General features: G+C 48.9%; 16 protein-coding genes. 15 read left to right on the forward strand and 1 reads right to left on the reverse strand.

Annotated features, from left to right (window positions below):
* Window positions 1-2: 2 nt before the first annotated feature.
* The gene (locus MJZ25_09835; protein ID MCQ2124470.1) at window positions 3-788 is read right to left on the reverse strand and encodes a hypothetical protein; all 786 of its coding nucleotides are present in this window, start codon (window positions 786-788) and stop codon (window positions 3-5) included.
* Between the two features lie 104 nt (window positions 789-892).
* Here MJZ25_09835 and MJZ25_09840 point away from each other — a divergent pair, with 104 nt between their 5' ends.
* From MJZ25_09840 to MJZ25_09910, 15 genes are all read left to right on the forward strand, one after another.
* Window positions 893-1,633, forward strand: coding sequence for an ankyrin repeat domain-containing protein (locus tag MJZ25_09840; protein ID MCQ2124471.1), 741 nt, complete (start codon window positions 893-895; stop codon window positions 1,631-1,633).
* A gap of 86 nt (window positions 1,634-1,719) precedes the next feature.
* Complete coding sequence (locus tag MJZ25_09845) at window positions 1,720-2,514, forward strand: DUF3450 domain-containing protein (GenBank protein MCQ2124472.1); 795 nt, start codon at window positions 1,720-1,722, stop codon at window positions 2,512-2,514.
* Complete coding sequence (locus MJZ25_09850) at window positions 2,514-4,088, forward strand: MotA/TolQ/ExbB proton channel family protein (GenBank protein MCQ2124473.1); 1,575 nt, start codon at window positions 2,514-2,516, stop codon at window positions 4,086-4,088. Before MJZ25_09845 ends, MJZ25_09850 begins: the two co-directional genes overlap by 1 nt.
* Before the next feature lie 37 nt (window positions 4,089-4,125).
* Window positions 4,126-4,803, forward strand: coding sequence for a MotA/TolQ/ExbB proton channel family protein (locus MJZ25_09855; GenBank protein ID MCQ2124474.1), 678 nt, complete (start codon window positions 4,126-4,128; stop codon window positions 4,801-4,803).
* Entirely contained in the window at window positions 4,800-5,204 is a 405-nt protein-coding gene (locus MJZ25_09860) for a biopolymer transporter ExbD (GenBank protein ID MCQ2124475.1), read from the forward strand. The genes MJZ25_09855 and MJZ25_09860 overlap by 4 nt, the downstream gene beginning before the upstream one ends.
* A gap of 43 nt (window positions 5,205-5,247) precedes the next feature.
* Window positions 5,248-5,904 carry a TonB family protein gene (locus tag MJZ25_09865; protein ID MCQ2124476.1) on the forward strand — a complete coding sequence of 219 codons (657 nt, stop codon included), beginning with the start codon at window positions 5,248-5,250 and terminating at the stop codon, window positions 5,902-5,904.
* Window positions 5,894-6,931, forward strand: coding sequence for a tetratricopeptide repeat protein (locus tag MJZ25_09870; GenBank protein MCQ2124477.1), 1,038 nt, complete (start codon window positions 5,894-5,896; stop codon window positions 6,929-6,931). Before MJZ25_09865 ends, MJZ25_09870 begins: the two co-directional genes overlap by 11 nt.
* A 142-nt stretch (window positions 6,932-7,073) precedes the next feature.
* A complete protein-coding gene (locus tag MJZ25_09875) occupies window positions 7,074-8,237 on the forward strand; it encodes a hypothetical protein (protein ID MCQ2124478.1) in 1,164 nt (387 codons plus the stop codon).
* A gap of 11 nt (window positions 8,238-8,248) precedes the next feature.
* Window positions 8,249-8,404, forward strand: coding sequence for a hypothetical protein (locus MJZ25_09880; GenBank protein MCQ2124479.1), 156 nt, complete (start codon window positions 8,249-8,251; stop codon window positions 8,402-8,404).
* Window positions 8,405-8,518: 114 nt separating this feature from the next.
* Window positions 8,519-9,433 (forward strand): Rpn family recombination-promoting nuclease/putative transposase, encoded by a 915-nt coding sequence (locus MJZ25_09885; protein ID MCQ2124480.1) that lies wholly within the window; start codon window positions 8,519-8,521, stop codon window positions 9,431-9,433.
* Between the two features lie 198 nt (window positions 9,434-9,631).
* Window positions 9,632-11,350, forward strand: coding sequence for a hypothetical protein (locus tag MJZ25_09890; protein ID MCQ2124481.1), 1,719 nt, complete (start codon window positions 9,632-9,634; stop codon window positions 11,348-11,350).
* A gap of 13 nt (window positions 11,351-11,363) precedes the next feature.
* A complete protein-coding gene (locus tag MJZ25_09895; GenBank protein MCQ2124482.1) occupies window positions 11,364-11,519 on the forward strand; it encodes a hypothetical protein in 156 nt (51 codons plus the stop codon).
* 9 nt (window positions 11,520-11,528) lie between these two features.
* The gene (locus MJZ25_09900; protein ID MCQ2124483.1) at window positions 11,529-12,419 is read left to right on the forward strand and encodes a hypothetical protein; all 891 of its coding nucleotides are present in this window, start codon (window positions 11,529-11,531) and stop codon (window positions 12,417-12,419) included.
* Between the two features lie 95 nt (window positions 12,420-12,514).
* Window positions 12,515-13,897, forward strand: a complete 1,383-nt coding sequence (locus tag MJZ25_09905; protein MCQ2124484.1) for an MFS transporter — start codon at window positions 12,515-12,517, stop codon at window positions 13,895-13,897.
* A 129-nt stretch (window positions 13,898-14,026) separates the two neighbouring features.
* Complete coding sequence (locus MJZ25_09910; GenBank protein MCQ2124485.1) at window positions 14,027-15,778, forward strand: hypothetical protein; 1,752 nt, start codon at window positions 14,027-14,029, stop codon at window positions 15,776-15,778.
* Window positions 15,779-15,889 lie beyond the last annotated feature (111 nt).

The raw sequence follows: 15,889 nt of genomic DNA on the forward strand, positions 1-15,889 counted from the left end.
AATTAGAACAGCGTAATACCCACCGTAAGGAAGGGCTGGAAGTAGGTGTCGAAGTCAAGCATGAATTCGTCGCCATCCTTCGTGGAAGAAAGTCTACGTTCGAAGTAGGTGTGGAAGTATTCGTGAGAACTGCGGACACCTGCTGAGGCGAACAGACCGTGGAATGCGCAACGGACGCCAGCACCGTAGGCATAACCGTATGCCACTGGGGAAAGGAACTTGGTCTTGTCGGAGAAGAAGGTCTTACCCACGATAACACCAGCGAATGCGTAGGGCTTGATCATCAACTGGTAGTTGTAGTTGGTGTAGATGGGGAAGGAAAGGTCTGCGCCGAACTGGAACAATGCCGTGTGAATGTTGTGGCGGCCCTTGAGGGTGGCGGAGTCGATAGGCATATCTTCTTCGTCATAGTAGTTGGCGTAATAATCAAGGTCGGCGTAGGCTGCAGCTTCGTTCTGGGGCTTATGGCTCACACCAATATGCTGGTAACCCACCACGAGGAAGATGTCGAACCATTCCTTGAGGGGGAGGGAGCCGGTGGCACCGTAGATGTAGGTGTTTCCGATAGAAATGTCGTGCTTGTGCTCATGGACCTTGTAACTGTAGTTGACGTTGTCCATGCTGATCTTGGAAAATTCGATGTAGGGGCCGAAGGAGCCGCGGTCGGTGTATTCCATGTCGTTGCGGTTGTCTCCGGACATGGAGGTGTCGGTAATGACTTTGACCTTGGCACCGAAGGCCAGGGTGGCGGCGGCGAGGGCCAATGTTACAAAAATCTGTTTTTTCATGTGAATAAATTTAAATAATTTTGTGTAAATTGTTTTTTTTCGTGAAAAAATTCAAAAAATTGTGTAGTTTTAGTCCATAAAGTTTGAAAATTGGAGTTTATACCATGAAGAAAATGCTTTTGGCACTCTGTGCCGCTGGTTTGATGGCATCTATGACCGCTTGTAACGACACTATGGATCCCAACGATCCGTCTTCCGTTCGTAAGTACCTCACCAAGCAGCAGATCGCTTTCACCCCGAACCAGTTTGTTTCCTTCGCTGTCAATAGCGATACCGCCAAGATGACTTTGTTCCTCCAGGCTTCTTTCGAAATTGACCAGCCGGCTGACAATGGCAACAACGCTGTTGCAATTGCTGCAAACAAGGGCAACCTCATGGTTCTCAACTACCTCTTCGACCACGGTGCAAAGGCCGATGTCCGCAACGGTAACGGCGAAGCTGTCATCGACAACGCTGTCATGATGGGCAATAAGGAAGTTGTTGTTCGCCTCCTCGAACAGCTCAAGAAGGAAGGCGTTGACCCGCAGTCCCTCGGTACTGCAGTTCTCTTGGCTGCTAAGGCAGGCAAGGTTGACATGCTTGAAATCCTCGCTAACGCAGGTGCTTCTCTCGAAACCCGTAGCGCTGACGGTTACCTCCCGATCCACTGGACCGTCAAGAATGGTAACTACGATGCTATGATGTTCCTCATCAGCAAGGGTGTGGATGTCAACGCTAAGTGTGGTCAGGGCTACTCTGTTCTCGACTGGGCAACCAACGAAGGTTACACCCGCTTGATCAAGGAATTGAAGAAGAAGGGCGCAAAGATTACCCCGCAATACCTCAAGGACTCCAAGGGTAAATAAGGACGCAAGGGGGTTCACCCCGTAAATTTGCGGAAATTTTAAAGAATCCCTGCATTTTGTGCGGGGGTTCTTTGTATTTTTAGGTTATGAAGTTTTCTTTCCTTTCCAAGCTGTGTCTATGCTTGTGCCTTACCTGCGTCTATGCGGGTGCACAAGAAACGGTGGAAAGCATCCGTCGCCAGATCAAGGCGGTAGAAGCTGAAACCGCTCGAGAAAAATCCTTACATGATGCCGAAAAGAAGCGCCACGCAGAATTCGTGGAAGTGGGCCGCAAGAAGGTCCAGGCTTTGGCTCAGCAGAACAAGACGCTGAAGGCAGAAATTGACTCTCTGAAGGTGGAAGTCAAGAATCTTGCCGACGCACGTCAGAAGACCACCGGCACCATCAAGTACTTTGAAAACCGCAAGGCAAAGTACGGCACTTCCTTGGCAAAGGTTATCGATTCCTTGGCTCCTGTGTTCGAATCCGATTTCCCGTACCGTAATGAGGAAGTGGTGAACAGCGTAAAGGAAATTGCAAACCAGCTCTCCAAGGGCTTGATCGAAGCCGACGACGGTTTGAACCGCACTCTTGAAATTTTCTACGACCGTATTCGCCTGGGTTACACCACCGAAGTTTGGAAAGGCTTCTTGCAGGTGGATGCACGCAGCGTCGCAGGTACCTTTATGCGCTATGGCGCTGTTGCCGCCATCTTTGTTAGCAACGACGGTAACGACGTACTTTGGCTGAACCGCACCGAAAACGGTGGCTACGTTTGGAAGAACGTTTCCGATGACCTGGCCATGCGTACTGCCCTCAAGGACGTGATGAAGGTTGCCGAAGGAAAGACTGCCCCCAAGCTCGTCACCATCCCGGTGGCACTTCCTAAGGAGGCCAAGTAATGAATAGACTCCAGGTTCGAGGCTCCAGGCCCCAGGTTCGAGGCTCCAGGCTCCAGGCTCGAGGTACGAAATGTCATTGCGAGCCTCGAAGAGGCGTGGCAATCGTAGCATTACTCTTCGCACTTTGCTCTGTTCCCGCCCTTGCCCAGCAGGGTGGTGAATCCATCGACGCCGTCAAGAAACGTGCCGAACTGAACAGCGCCAAGGCTGACTTGGAAGAAGCACGTAAGAAGCGAGACATGGCTGTGGCTGCCCGCTGGAAGGATCGCGAAACTGCAAACCAGGAACGTGAACTCTTCAACGAAAAGTATCAGGAAAACAAGGAAAAGGTGGACGCTCTCATGAGCGAACGCGCTCGCCTTTTCGAAGACGTCCGTGTGGCCCGTGAAGACTTGGCCCAGGTCAAGCTCCAGGCCGAAAAGGCTCGCGCCGAATACTTGTCCTTGGCCGCAGGTCCGGAACGTTTGGAAACTCTGGCTAAGTTCCAGGAACAGGGAATTCCTTTCAAGATTGCAGAACGTGTGGAAGTGCAGAACAAGGTCAAGAAGGAAATGGGCCTGTACCGCGACGACCCGCTGCGTATTGCAAAGTCCATCTTGAATGTGGCAAAGAACGAACTTGAATTTACTCGCGAAATCCAGATGGAACAGGCGGAGCTGGTATTCGGTACCGCCGTTGCCGAAGGTTCCCGCCTACGCCTCGGCGGTCTCTACGCCATGCAGATGGCAAACGCCGTCATGGATTCCGCAGGCAACCGCCCGTCGGCCTTGATGCTGCCGGTTGCTGGCGAAAAGAAGCGTGCCTTTAGCTGGCAGGAAAACCTCACTCCCGAAACCAAGACCGACGTGTCCAAGGTTTTCGCCGAGGCAAAGGATTCCGCATTCGTGAAGGTTCCTGTGGACGTTCTCCTCAGTACCGAACTTTCCTCCGAACTTGCTAACCATCAGGAAACCACTTGGAAGGACGAACTCCAGACCTTCTTCAAGAACGGTGGCATCTTGATGTATCCCATCGTCACCATCTTCGGCCTCGGCCTCTTGATCGTCCTCTGGAAGTTCCTCTGGATTATGATCCGCGGCTTTGGCGGCTTGGGCGTACGTCGCACCCTCAAGACTCTGGAAGCTGGCGATGTGGCTAAGGCTCGCGAACAGGTGAAGAAGGCTCACGGTTTGGTGGGCAAGGTTTTGAAGACCGTTCTCCTCAAGGAATACGGTGGCCGTGCCGCTGCAGAAAAGGCTTTGGAAGAACAGTTCTCTGCCCAGGTCCCGAAGATTGAATCCGGCCTCACTTGGGTTTCTGTGTTTGCTGCAACCGCTCCGCTCCTGGGCTTGCTTGGTACCGTCATGGGTATGATTGAACTTTTCGACGTGATTACCATGCACGGTACTTCCGACCCCAAGCTTTTGGCTGGCGGTATTTCCATCGCCCTCGTGACTACGGAAGCTGGCCTTATTGTGGCTATCCCGCTGCAGCTCCTGCACACCTTCCTGGCTAACCGTGCCGACGCTCTCCGCGGCCGCATGGAAAAGGCTGGCCTCGCAGTTCTTAACGCCCTTTGGATTCGCGAGAAGTAAAATCGCGATGGTAACTCGCAAAAGGTAATGCGACAAAATGGTCCTTGGCGTTGATCAAAATTCCGTTCTAGAAGCGGCCTTCGGCATCCTCTTTAGAGGTGGCTGGGTGCTCGCCCCGATCTTTGCATTGGGGTGGTTTGGATGGTTTTTGATGCTGGAACGCTACGGCTACTACTTTATGCTTCGTGGCAAATCCTCCGCCGCATTCTGGCACACCCTGAAAAAGAAAGGGGAGGACGTGGCCTTCGACAAGTTGAGCCGTCGCCCGTACGGTTACTTCTACGCCTTGGTGAAGGACATCCGCGATCATCGCGACGAAGGTCCCATCGCTGTGCGCAACGCCATGGAAGCAACACGCCATCGCATTTCCTTGAATCTTGCAAAGTCCCTGAAGACCATTTCCACCTGTGCCGCCATTGCTCCCATGCTTGGCTTGCTTGGTACGGTTTCCGGCATGGTCCATACTTTCGAAACGATCCAGCTTTTCGGTTTCGGTAACCCGGTGCTTTTGGCCGACGGTATTTCTGAAGCCTTGCTCACTACCCAGGCCGGCCTTTTGGTGGCGTTCCCCTTGATGCTTGCATACAACTATCTGGCCAGCTGTGTGGAAAAGGTGGAAGACCTCGCCTGGAGCGAAGCCCTGAAATTTGAATCTTATGCGCTGTCGTGTCATCCTGAGCGTAGCGAAGGATCTAGCACGGAGGTAAATAAATGAGTTTTATCCGTAAACGCACTCGTGATGCTGGTGGCATCGATGTTTCTCCGATGCTGGACATGGTGTTCATCTTGCTCATCTTCTTTATTGTTACTTCCACCTTCACCCGTGAAACCGGTGTGGACGTAACCAAGCCTAAGGCAAGCTCCGCCAAGGACCTGGCCAAGGAAAGCATTTTGATCGGCGTGACTCGCCAGGGCACCATTCATATCAATGAAACTCAGGTGAACCTCACCACCCTCAATACGGTGCTGCGCCAGATGATGGCCGAAGCTCCGGACCGCCCCGTGATTATCGTAAGCGACCGCGACGCTCCCAACGGAGTTGTGGTAGACATCTTGGACGAATGTAACCTCGCTAAGGTCCGCAAAGTTTCCATCTCCGCCAACAAGGAAGAATAACCCTATATTGTCATCCCGGGCTTGACCCGGGATCTCCAAAAACATGAAGCACTTCTCTTTCACAGATTTTATCGCAAAGTACTTCCGGTTTCCGGTAGCATTTGTGCTTTCCTTCGTGGTTAGCGCGGTGTTCTTCCTTGCGGTTCCTGTGTTGAATGCTTTGCTCTTCGATAAGGGCGTCAAGACCGAAAAGGAACTGGAAGCCGTCACCGAAGTTGAAGTTCTCGTTAGCGAAAAGAAGCCCGAGGTGAAGCAGAAGGTTTTGCGCACCGTGGTGAACCCCAACCCCTTCAAGATTTCTTCCAACATGGGTACCAGTCGCAGCCAGAATTTCTCCATGGACTTGTCCCTTGCCCGCGGTGCCGCTGGCGATGGTGTTGCCGTGGGAACTGGTGGCATGGAGAACGTGGTTTACGAAGCCGGTGAAGTGGATGAACAGGCTCAGGTCTTGCGTGAAATCCAGCCCAAGTTCCCGGAACGTGCAAAGCGTCTGGGAATTTCCGGCTACGTTAAGGTTTTGCTGGTGATCGACGTTTATGGCGATGTGGCCCAGACCCAGGTCCTGACTTTGGACCCGCCGGGCTACGGCTTTGAAACCGAAGCTTTGAATGCTGTTCGTCAATGGAAGTTTAGCCCCGCTCAGCTAGGCGGATACCCCGTAGCACAAAAGGCTACAAAGGAGTTCCGCTTTGTCAAGTAGTCGCATTTGTCATTCAGAACCAATCCTGCGTCATTCTGAGCCGAAGGCGAAGAATCCAGTCGTTATGTTCCTTGTGTACATGATGGCGTTGGTCTCTTTCGCTTCTGCGGCGGAGGATTATTTCTTCAAGGCTAACGAGCTTTACGACCAGGGGCGTTATAAGGAATCTGTCCCTCTGTATCGTGCCGCCATCGACGAAGGTCGTTACGAACCTTTCGCCTGGTTCAACTTGGGCAATGCTCTCGTGCAGCTGGGCCGTAAGGAAGTGGCTCTTGTGGCTTACAAGCGCACCGTGGAACTGTTGCCCAATTTCGAAAAGGCCTGGATGCTCATGGGTGACATCTATTATCTCGCAGGGGATGCGGGGGAGGCCATTGCCGCCTACAAGCGCGCCGTGGAGCTGGGAGTAGAATCGGACCACGTTCATTTCGCCCTGGCTGAGTGCTACATGAAGGGTCGCGACTGGACCCTTGCCCAGAAGAACTTTGAACGGGCCCTCCAGCTGAACCCCGACCGCATGGACGCCTGGTACGGCCTTGCCGAAGTCTACGAAAAGCTGGGCGACTACGAATACGCCATCAAGACCCTGCAGAATGCCCTGCAGATGACCGCCACCGCCGGCGCCGACGTCCACTTTACCATGGCCTATTACTACCGCAGTATGGACTCCACCAAGAAGTCCCTGAACGAAATGGAGAACGGACTCCTCATGGATCCCGAGAACGTTTCCGCCCGCCGCTACCTGGCCCAGATGTACGTGAAGGCCGAATCCCCCTGGATGGCGATCTTCACCCTGGAAGAAGGCCTCCGCCACAGCAAGGGCAAGGCCGACCTGAACCTTGACCTGGGGCAGATCTACTTTACCCAGAAGCGTTACGACGAAGCCTTTGAATGCTACATGAAGGCCTGGCTGGCCGGCAATTCCCAAGGCCGCATCGGTGCCGAAAACGTAGGCCACGTCTTCTCCAACGCGGGGGAGACCGAAAAGGCCGAAAGCCTCTACAAGCGCATCCGCGAGAAGAAGTAACGTTAAAAATCGTTACAAAATGTGTGATTTATTCAAAAAAAACGAATAACTTAAAGAACTTATAAAAAAGTTACGCAATCCCTTTAAACTTTGTACAAAACTTTTTAACTTTGTGTGCAAAGTTTTTCTTTAAGGATAAAAAATGAAAAAATTGTTTGGTTTGGCCCTCATCGGGCTGATGGTCGGCACCGCCGGTGCTGCCTGTACTGTTGTTTCTGGATCAAATGGTTCTGACTCTACCTGTACTGAAGTTGTTACTAGAGCAGATACTATTAGCTATGACTTTGGTGCTATCGTTGCTAATCGTGTTACGAATAAGATCGATACTCTTCATTCATCAAAGCATTGCGATGATTATTCGAATGGTTATGTGACTAAAAAGTGTAATAAGGATTGGGTTATTGCAGAAGGTGAAACGACTCACGGCCCTGATTCCGATGGAGGTTCTTTTGCCACCATTTATGGTGAAAAGTCTTCTTGCCCTGAAGATAATGCTGATTGTTACAAGAACTTGAATATCACTGAGAACGTTACCGTTTCAAATATTGACTTCAAGAGAACTTTTGTTCGCAATTCGAGCGACAATACTGTTGCTTCTACGGTAGTTTTTCCTTTTAGTTTCGCATCAAACTGTGTTAGTGGCGCAACGTTTTCTAAGCTTGAAACGATTTCTTACAACAAGAATGGCGACAATATCTGGCGTGCTCATGTAAAAATGGGGGAGAGTACTATTGAAGCGCATACCCCCTACATTGTAAAGGCAACAGGCAGTTCTTTGACGTTCAAATCTTCTTGTAACTATAAGTTTGAACCGGGGTCTGCTAAGAATTATACCGTTAATTTAGATTATCATTCTTCAGTTGGTGAATCCTATTCTGGTTCTTGGAATTTTGTCGGTACCTATGATATGGTTCAGTGGGGAGAGGACAATTCTGAATTGGGTAAGGTTTATGGTTTTGCTGCTAATTCCAAGGGATCTGTTTCTGCCGGCCAGTTTGTAAAGGCTAGTGCAGGTGCAAGTGTTCCTGCAATGCGTGCTTATTTGAAGTATGTTCCTTCCATAAGCCTTCAAAAGGCTGCCTTTGGTGCTGTGTCTGCTCTTCCCGAAGAAGAACTTCCCACCTCCATTGAACTTGTTTTCGAAGATGGTGATAAGATCATGGCAATTGGTCAGTTGAACACCCGCACTGGTGAAATCTCTGTGGATGAAAATCTGTGGTTCGACATGAAGGGCCGCAAGCTGAACAAGAAGCCCTCCGTCAAGGGTACCTACTACAACAACGGCCAAAAGGTCATCATCAAGTAAGGAGTATGAAAATGTTTAAGAAAGAATATGTCGCTCCGAAGATGGATATTGTTGATTTGAAGATGGAAGCCCCCCTGCTTGGCGCTTCTGACGGTCCCGAAGGCGTTACCGAATACGATGACGAATTCGGCTGCCTCTACAATCCCGAAATGGATCGCAAGGCTTAATCGCTAGTCATAAAAATTTTACATAAAATCAGGGCGCATTTTACCTCAAAAAAGCGTGTTAATAGAAGGCGGGCTTAAAAAGCCCGCCTTTCTCTGTAACCGATAGGAGGTAAAATGAATAGAGAACGATTTGCCTGGTTCCTTGGAGAACTGAAAGCAAAGAACGACAATGGCGAGGACATTGACGCCTTTGTCAAGCAGTATGAAAACGAAACCGTCTACATCTATAACGACGCTTGTCTTAGGAAGATTTTCGCAACCCAGGCGAATCTTCCTCTGACGACGGACCTGCTGAATGCGTCCCTGAATCTCATCGGGTCTGACCGTATCATGGATCCCAGCCTTCGCAATCCCTTTATCCCTGGCGATTTGGGATACAGGTCAGTGGAGCCGGATATTGTCCTGACGACTAACGGTGAGAATGGCGTCAAGGACAGAATCTCTATCGAGTTCCAGCATGAGGGTGGGGACCTTTACAAGGACCGCTTGGTGCTTTACGTGTCCCGTCACGAAAGCAACATGGTGAAGCCTGGCGAAGTTCCGAAACTGGACAACTTGCACATCATCAGTTTTCAGCTGTTCGACACGTTCCCGTGGGTTCATTCCAAAAATTACAGGCACACCATTAAGTTGATGAACCAGGATCACGATGTATTTTTCGACAAGCTGACTATCACCCTGGTGGAAGTCAAGAAGTTCCGTATCCGTGCCGCAGAGTTCGCTGGCGACTACAGTCGTATTGCTCAGTGGTTGCGCGCCATCGACGCCTTGAACGAAAACGCCGATTTCACGCCCTTCGCAAACGATCCTGTTTTCAGGCTCTTGCAGCAGGAGGTGAAATTATGTAACTTTAGTTCAAGGTTTCTTCTGAAGGAGGCTATGGGTATGACAGATATGACTTTGGTGAAGTATAATGCTGCAAAGGAAAATTCCAAGCAGATTGCCCGCAACATGCTTGCGGAAGGAGCTTCAATTGAGTTTGTAGCAAAAACGACAAAGCTCACTGTAGAGGAAATCAAGGCTTTGTAGTTCCAAGACTTGCGAAAAAATCTTGCGCAATAAGGGCTACAAGTCCATCTCCGACAGAATTGCAAAGGAAGCTTTGAAATGTAGAAAACACCGCTTTCGGGCGGTGTTTTTTCTATAAAAAGTGACGGAAATCACTTTGACGAAAACTTACAAAAAACTATCTTTTGCATCGAAATTTTTATTAGGAATAGACAAAACATGAAAAAGATTTTTGCTCTTACCTTCGCTGCCGCCATGGCATGTGCAACAAGCGCCTTTGCCGATTGCGCAACTGGCGAACATGGCGCCATTTCCATCCAGAATATTGATGGTGTCTGCACCGCTGTGATTTACGGTGATAAAGAATCTTCTGATGCTGCAGGAGATCCAACTCTTTATACAAAACTTAAAGAGTTTGAAGCATCTGTAAACAAGGTTGTTTACAAGAGATCTGGTATTGGTAAAAAACATCAGACAGTCGTTCTTCCTTTTTCCGCTTCGATTGGTGACTCTAAATGTTCTTTGACTGGCGCTAAATTTTACGCCATTGGAAAAAACGCAAGTGATAAGGAACCCTTCGTTGACAAGAATACAAGTGGTAAATGGATTGTACGCACTGGCAATAATCCTTTGAGTGAATTGGATGCTCATACTCCGTATATTGTTGTCTTTGAATCAAATCCCGCAGAATTTACAATTACCTGTCCTAATGCCATAAATATCAATACCAAAGCCTCTGCTCTGACCTTAAGTAAGGAAAACTGGGATTTTGTTGGCACTTATAGCGGAGAATCTTGGCCCGACGGTAATCGAAATATCTATGGTATGGCCGGTAAGGCAAAGGACTATACGTTCAATGTCAATGGCAAAGACTCTACAGTAAACGTTAATATTGGCGATTTCGTAAGGGCTGGTGCTGGCGCAAGTGTTCCGCCGATGAAAGCTTACCTTCGTTACGTTGGTTCTAGGGCTTTGTCTAAGGCTATTGCTAGTTCTGAACTTGACGATAATTCTCCGGAAAATACTCCCGAATTGATATCTGTAAAGATTCCCTTCCGTGAAGAAGCTTGCTTCTTGGAAGGTGATGAAATCATTGAATTCAAGACTGTGAACGGCAAGAAAACCGCTTGTATCGATGGCCAGTCTGAAGCTCGCTTGCAGACGCTCAGCATTCCTGAAGATGTTGAAGTTGACTCCGTTGTGTATAATAGAAAGTTTAAACAAAATGTCCTTTCTACAGTAATGTTCCCCTTTGGTGGTGAAATTCATGGTGTTTTTTATGGAGCTGAATTCTTTAGAATTGCTGATGTTCAGTATGTGGACTGGGCGGGGGGATGGACTGTTCTTGCTTGGCAGGTGGGTGAAAAAGCTGATGGAATTTTAATTGCGAATACCCCTTATATAATCAATCCGTATGAGGCTTCACAGCTTATTGATGGTGAGTATCTTCCGTTTTGTGTAGGTATTGCTAATTCCTGTGCAACATTGAATACAACAACGGGAAATAAGACTACGACAATAGGATCATGGTCCCTGCGCGGTACTTATGAAAAACTGGAATACGGAAAAGCCCCGTTTGCGGGTAGTGCCTATGGATTTGCTGTAGAGGGAAATTCAAGTGGTGTTACAGCTGGTAAATTTGTAAAAGCAAAAACTGGTGCGAGTGTTCCTCCAATGCGTGCGTATTTGAAGTATGTTGGACCCGCTCTGAAAACTATGGCAAATGCTTCCATTGAAGAAGATTTGCCTGAGTCTCTCCGTCTGATGCTTCTGGATAGCGACGGCAATACTATGGGCATCGGCCGTATAAATACCGTCACTGGCGAAATCAAGATGGATGACAATGTTTGGTTCGACATGAAGGGTCGCAAGATGAACCACAAGCCCACCGTCAAGGGCACCTACTACAACAAGGGTCAAAAGGTTATTATTAAGTAAGGGGACTATGAAAATGATTAAGAAAGAATACGAAGCTCCGAAGATGGACATTGTTGATTTGAAGATGGAAGCTCCCTTGCTTGGCGCTTCTGACGGTCCCGAAGGCGTTACCGAATACGATGACGAATTCGGCTGCAACTACAATCCGGAAATGGATCGTAAGGCATAATAAAACTGGATGAGTAGTTCTCTGTACAAAGTTGCGGGTCACGTTTTCTCGATCGCATTCGAGAACGAGGCTCTGGCTGCGGAAATGCTTCCGCTGATGGGGAACTACATGCCGTTTCAGGTGGAGGCTGGCGCTGGCCTTGACCATACATTCGATTTGAAGGTCGTCGCAGATGCACTGGGCTCTGCAGGCGGCCTTTTTGATTACGTGGTGGAGACCAGTCAGGAAGACGAAGGTCAGACCATCGTTTGCGGGCACACTTTCGACGGCAAGGCTGTTTTCGATTTCAAGTTCGGCGACAAGCCTGCGGGCCTGCTGATCTGCTCCAATGAATACCGCCAGGCGGAACTTCACTTGTGCGCAACCTTCCGCAAGGCTGGCCTGGATAACGCCCTGATGGTGCTTTACGCCTTGGCTACGGCCCGTTTGAATACGGTGCTGTTCCATGCCGCGGTGGTGAGCAAGGATGGCAAAGGCTACATGTTCCTGGGCAAGAGCGGTACCGGCAAGAGTACCCACGCACGCCTATGGCTCAACAACATCGCCGAAACGGAACTGGTAAACGACGACAATCCTGTGGTCCGTATGCAGCCCGATGGCGCCTGGGTTTACGGCTCTCCCTGGAGCGGAAAGACTCCCTGCTACAAGGATTTGGCAATGCCGCTGGGCGGTGTGGTTTTGCTGAGTCAGGCTCCCCACAACAAGATTGCCCGCCTGGGTGGCTTGCAGGCTTATGCTGCCATCGTCCCCAGCATTTCCGGCAAGCGCTGGGACGCTTCCATTGCCGACGGCCTTCACGATACGGAAAACAAGATGGCTCAGACCGTTCCTACCTATTACCTGGAATGTCTGCCCGACGCCGCTGCCGCTGAACTCTGCTGCAAGACCGTCAAGGCTTAAGTTTCCGCGCTGTAAAAATCTCCGCGACTTTAAATCATCGCGCTGTTTTCGCGATTCGCTAATCTCAAACAAAATTTTTTGTGTATTTTCGATGTATGACCTTCCTGCTTGTTGTCATATACGTCGCCTTTATCGGCCTGGGTCTCCCGGATACCATTCTGGGGGCGGCTTGGCCTTTGATGCAGGAAGACTTGAATGCGCCTCTTTCGGCGGCGGGGCTCCTCTCCATAATCGTTAGCATTGGAACTATCATTTCCAGCCTGATTACGCCAACGTTGATCCGCAAACTGGGCACGGGCAAACTGGTGGCCTTTAGCATTTGCTGTACGGCCGCAGCGACGGCAGGTTACGGCTTTGCGACGGAATTCTGGATGATGTGCCTCTGGGCAATTCCCATGGGCCTTGGGGCTGGAGCCATCGACGTGGCCTTGAATAATTTTGCGGCCATCCATCTGGAATCGAAACACACCAACTGGTTGCACGCTAGCTGGGGAATCGGGGCATGTCTTGGTCCTGCGATTTTGTCTGCATCAGTATTTGTGGGGGCAGGCTGGCGCGGTGCCTACGAACTGAATGCGGTGCTGCTGGGAGCCATCGTGTTGATGATGCTTGCGGCGCTGCCTCTGTGGAAACGTTATGAAACTCCGAAATCCCGCGACGAAAACGGGCGCGGTGTAAACGAAAACGGACGCGGTGGAACGAACGCAGGTAGGCGAGGTGATAAAACCGGCGCTTCCTCGGACAAGGATATTTCCTTGCGTGCGGCTCTCCGCGTTCCGGGAATGAAACTTTCCTTCTTGACTTTCTTCTTTTATTCTGCGTTGGAAATTTCCACCAGCCTTTGGTGCGGCACCTACTTGGTTGCCCGCGGTTTTTCTCCTGAGATCGGGGCGTTGGCGGTTTCCCTGATGTTCGCCTCTGTGATGATCGGCCGCGTACTCAGCGGTTTCTTTGCCATCAAGTTTACGGACATGCGCTTGGTCCATGCTGGCATTGCCATCGTGATTGCAGGCTGCTTTGCTCTGGTGTTGCCGTTGCCCTTGTGGTTCACTCCCGTTTGCATTTGCCTGCTGGGCCTGGGCTGCGCACCTGTTTATCCTTCCTTGATCCATGCGACGCCTGCCCGCTTCGGTGAGGAACTTTCTGGCCGCGCCATCGGTATTCAGATGGCTGGTTCCTACGTGGGTGCTGTGCTGATGCCTCCTGCCTTCGGTTTTATTGCGTCCAAATTCTCTGTAATGTTGTGGCCTGTGGCCTTGGCCATTTTTGTGGATTGCCTTTTGGCCTGCGTGTGGCTATTGGATTACGTGACCCGCAAAAAGCTGAACAACGCTTTTGCTACCGAACGGATTATGGATGTATTGCATCAGGTGGAAGAAATGAATGCCGCCCGCAACCGCCTTCGCAAGGAACGCCGCCGTGCCAAGCGAAAAGCTAAACTTTTGCAACAACAGAAGGCTCGTCGTAAAACCCGTTAGAAAATAATCCTTTATCTTAAATTATCCTTAGGAAGTGTAATTTTTTGTTGACAACGCTATTTTCGGATCCAAACCGAGAACGGTGAACTTATATTTGTCTCAGAAGTTTTGCGCTTGTTAGGAGAATCTATGATTAAGGTACTTTTTGTATTTTTTCTTTTTATTGTGTCCTGCAGTGATACGGTAAATAACACCACCACCAATGTGTCTACGATTGAATCCGATACGAGTGGTGATTTGTACGTTTATGCTAAGGATGCGGTCTCTGGAGAACTAATATCTGACGCCGAATATAGTGCTCCTGCTATTGATGATTCCTCTCTTGTCGCTTACGGTGATAAAGGTGTACGTTTCCAGGATCTCCCTGTTGGTGAAAATTATGCTGTTTATGTCTCTGCAGAAGACTATGCTTCTGTTGTTTGCAATGCGTCCATTAAGTTCTCTGACAATGTGACTAGCCCCAATATGAGTTTTGTTGACAACACCACGCTTGAAGTGAAAATGCGTAAGTTGTCATCAAAATTGAAGGGCAGTATTTATTATCAGAATCCAGAAAATCCCACTCAGTTGGACATTTTGCCGGCTGAGGGCGCCAAGGTTTCTCTTGTTGTTAAAGATGCTGATGATTGTTCTTTTTTACAGAAAACATATGGCCCTGTGGAAGTCGATGAAGATGGCTTCTATTCCTTTGATTCTTTGCCGGAAAAAGCAGAATATGTGTTGAATGTTCATGATTCTAAATTTAAAGGTTTCATGTTTAGTGGAATGGAACAAGAAGGAACCCTAGGTTTGTCAAAGACTGCAACAGTTCTGCCCAAAATTGTGTTTGAAAAAATTCAGACGGCATTCGGCTTTGATTTCGTGCAGGACAATCGATCCTATATTCAGAAAGATGATTCCTTGAAATTTAGTTTCTCTGAACCGGTTAATATTTCACAATTGCAAAATAAGAGTGTTCGTGTTGAAAAAGTAAAAGGTGACGAACGCATTTCTGTGGCTTTTGACAGTGATTGGACTGACTCCAATAAAACGCTGCAGATTGTTCCCGCTTTTGGTGAATGGGAGTTTAATGCTGTCTATAAAGTTTCTATGACGCTCTATTCAGCATTGAGCGCCGAAGCAATTGACACAACATTAGAATTTTCCATAAAGGAATTCTTTGATTTGAGTGAAGATACTGTCTCTATTTTACCGGTGGGTAAGATCGACTACAATACAGCTTCTGTTCCTATCAGCTGGGAAAGCATGTCTGGTGCAGAAGCTTATGAAGTTTATGCGATGGTGTCTTCTCGAAACGAAAAGAATTATAGCATGGTTGGTGAAGTTACAACGGTAAAGAACGGTAAATTGGATACAACATTCACGTTGTCTACAACAGGCTTGTTTAATAACGGGAATTCTGTAAGTGTGATAGTTGCTGCTCGCAATGAAAAGAATAGATCTGCTTTTGGTGAACCTGTTGTTCTTGAGGATAACAAGAATCCTGAATTTTCCAAGGCTCCGGCTGTAACAACTCTTGATACAGCAAACGTTGTTTACAATGCCACCACGTACTTTACCACGGTTGCGGAGGGGTCTATTACATTGGAAGTTGGTTTCAATGAACCTATGAACACAGAAGATTCGTTGGAGGTAACCCTCCCGAAAGATTCGCCGAGAAAACTGAGTTTGGATTGGACGTGGAAAAGTTCGACAGTTTTGACATTGACCTTAAAGGTTAAAGCTGGTGATGCCTACGAAGACGAGGAAAACTTGTCTCTGCCTATAGAAATTAAGGGTTTGAAAGACCTTGCTGGAAATAAGATTTCTGAATCTAGCATTGGTAAAAAGTCTTGGAAAAACCTACTGGTTGTTCTCCAGGTTTCTGGGGTTACGCCGTGAGAAATCTCCTCGCGTTTCTAGCTTTGTTCGGCCTTGCCTTTTGCTGGGCAGGGGTAGCCTTGACGTCTGATTACGACACGAAGAACTGCAACGTGCTTGTCCATGTCAGCG

Origin of the sequence: Fibrobacter sp. (assembly GCA_024399065.1) — a bacterium.
GTDB lineage: Bacteria > Fibrobacterota > Fibrobacteria > Fibrobacterales > Fibrobacteraceae > Fibrobacter.

Excerpts from the sequence above, each read along its gene's own strand:
- MJZ25_09835 (MCQ2124470.1), bottom strand. The coding sequence starts at position 788 with ATGAAAAAACAGATTTTTGTAACATTGGCCCTCGCCGCCGCCACCCTG.
- MJZ25_09840 (MCQ2124471.1), top strand. The coding sequence starts at position 893 with ATGAAGAAAATGCTTTTGGCACTCTGTGCCGCTGGTTTGATGGCATCT.
- MJZ25_09845 (MCQ2124472.1), top strand. The coding sequence starts at position 1,720 with ATGAAGTTTTCTTTCCTTTCCAAGCTGTGTCTATGCTTGTGCCTTACC.
- MJZ25_09885 (MCQ2124480.1), top strand. The coding sequence starts at position 8,519 with ATGAATAGAGAACGATTTGCCTGGTTCCTTGGAGAACTGAAAGCAAAG.
- MJZ25_09910 (MCQ2124485.1), top strand. The coding sequence starts at position 14,027 with ATGATTAAGGTACTTTTTGTATTTTTTCTTTTTATTGTGTCCTGCAGT.
- MJZ25_09865 (MCQ2124476.1), top strand. The coding sequence starts at position 5,248 with ATGAAGCACTTCTCTTTCACAGATTTTATCGCAAAGTACTTCCGGTTT.
- MJZ25_09880 (MCQ2124479.1), top strand. The coding sequence starts at position 8,249 with ATGTTTAAGAAAGAATATGTCGCTCCGAAGATGGATATTGTTGATTTG.
- MJZ25_09890 (MCQ2124481.1), top strand. The coding sequence starts at position 9,632 with ATGAAAAAGATTTTTGCTCTTACCTTCGCTGCCGCCATGGCATGTGCA.
- MJZ25_09850 (MCQ2124473.1), top strand. The coding sequence starts at position 2,514 with ATGAATAGACTCCAGGTTCGAGGCTCCAGGCCCCAGGTTCGAGGCTCC.
- MJZ25_09905 (MCQ2124484.1), top strand. The coding sequence starts at position 12,515 with ATGACCTTCCTGCTTGTTGTCATATACGTCGCCTTTATCGGCCTGGGT.
- MJZ25_09900 (MCQ2124483.1), top strand. The coding sequence starts at position 11,529 with ATGAGTAGTTCTCTGTACAAAGTTGCGGGTCACGTTTTCTCGATCGCA.
- MJZ25_09875 (MCQ2124478.1), top strand. The coding sequence starts at position 7,074 with ATGAAAAAATTGTTTGGTTTGGCCCTCATCGGGCTGATGGTCGGCACC.
- MJZ25_09895 (MCQ2124482.1), top strand. The coding sequence starts at position 11,364 with ATGATTAAGAAAGAATACGAAGCTCCGAAGATGGACATTGTTGATTTG.
- MJZ25_09860 (MCQ2124475.1), top strand. The coding sequence starts at position 4,800 with ATGAGTTTTATCCGTAAACGCACTCGTGATGCTGGTGGCATCGATGTT.
- MJZ25_09855 (MCQ2124474.1), top strand. The coding sequence starts at position 4,126 with ATGGTCCTTGGCGTTGATCAAAATTCCGTTCTAGAAGCGGCCTTCGGC.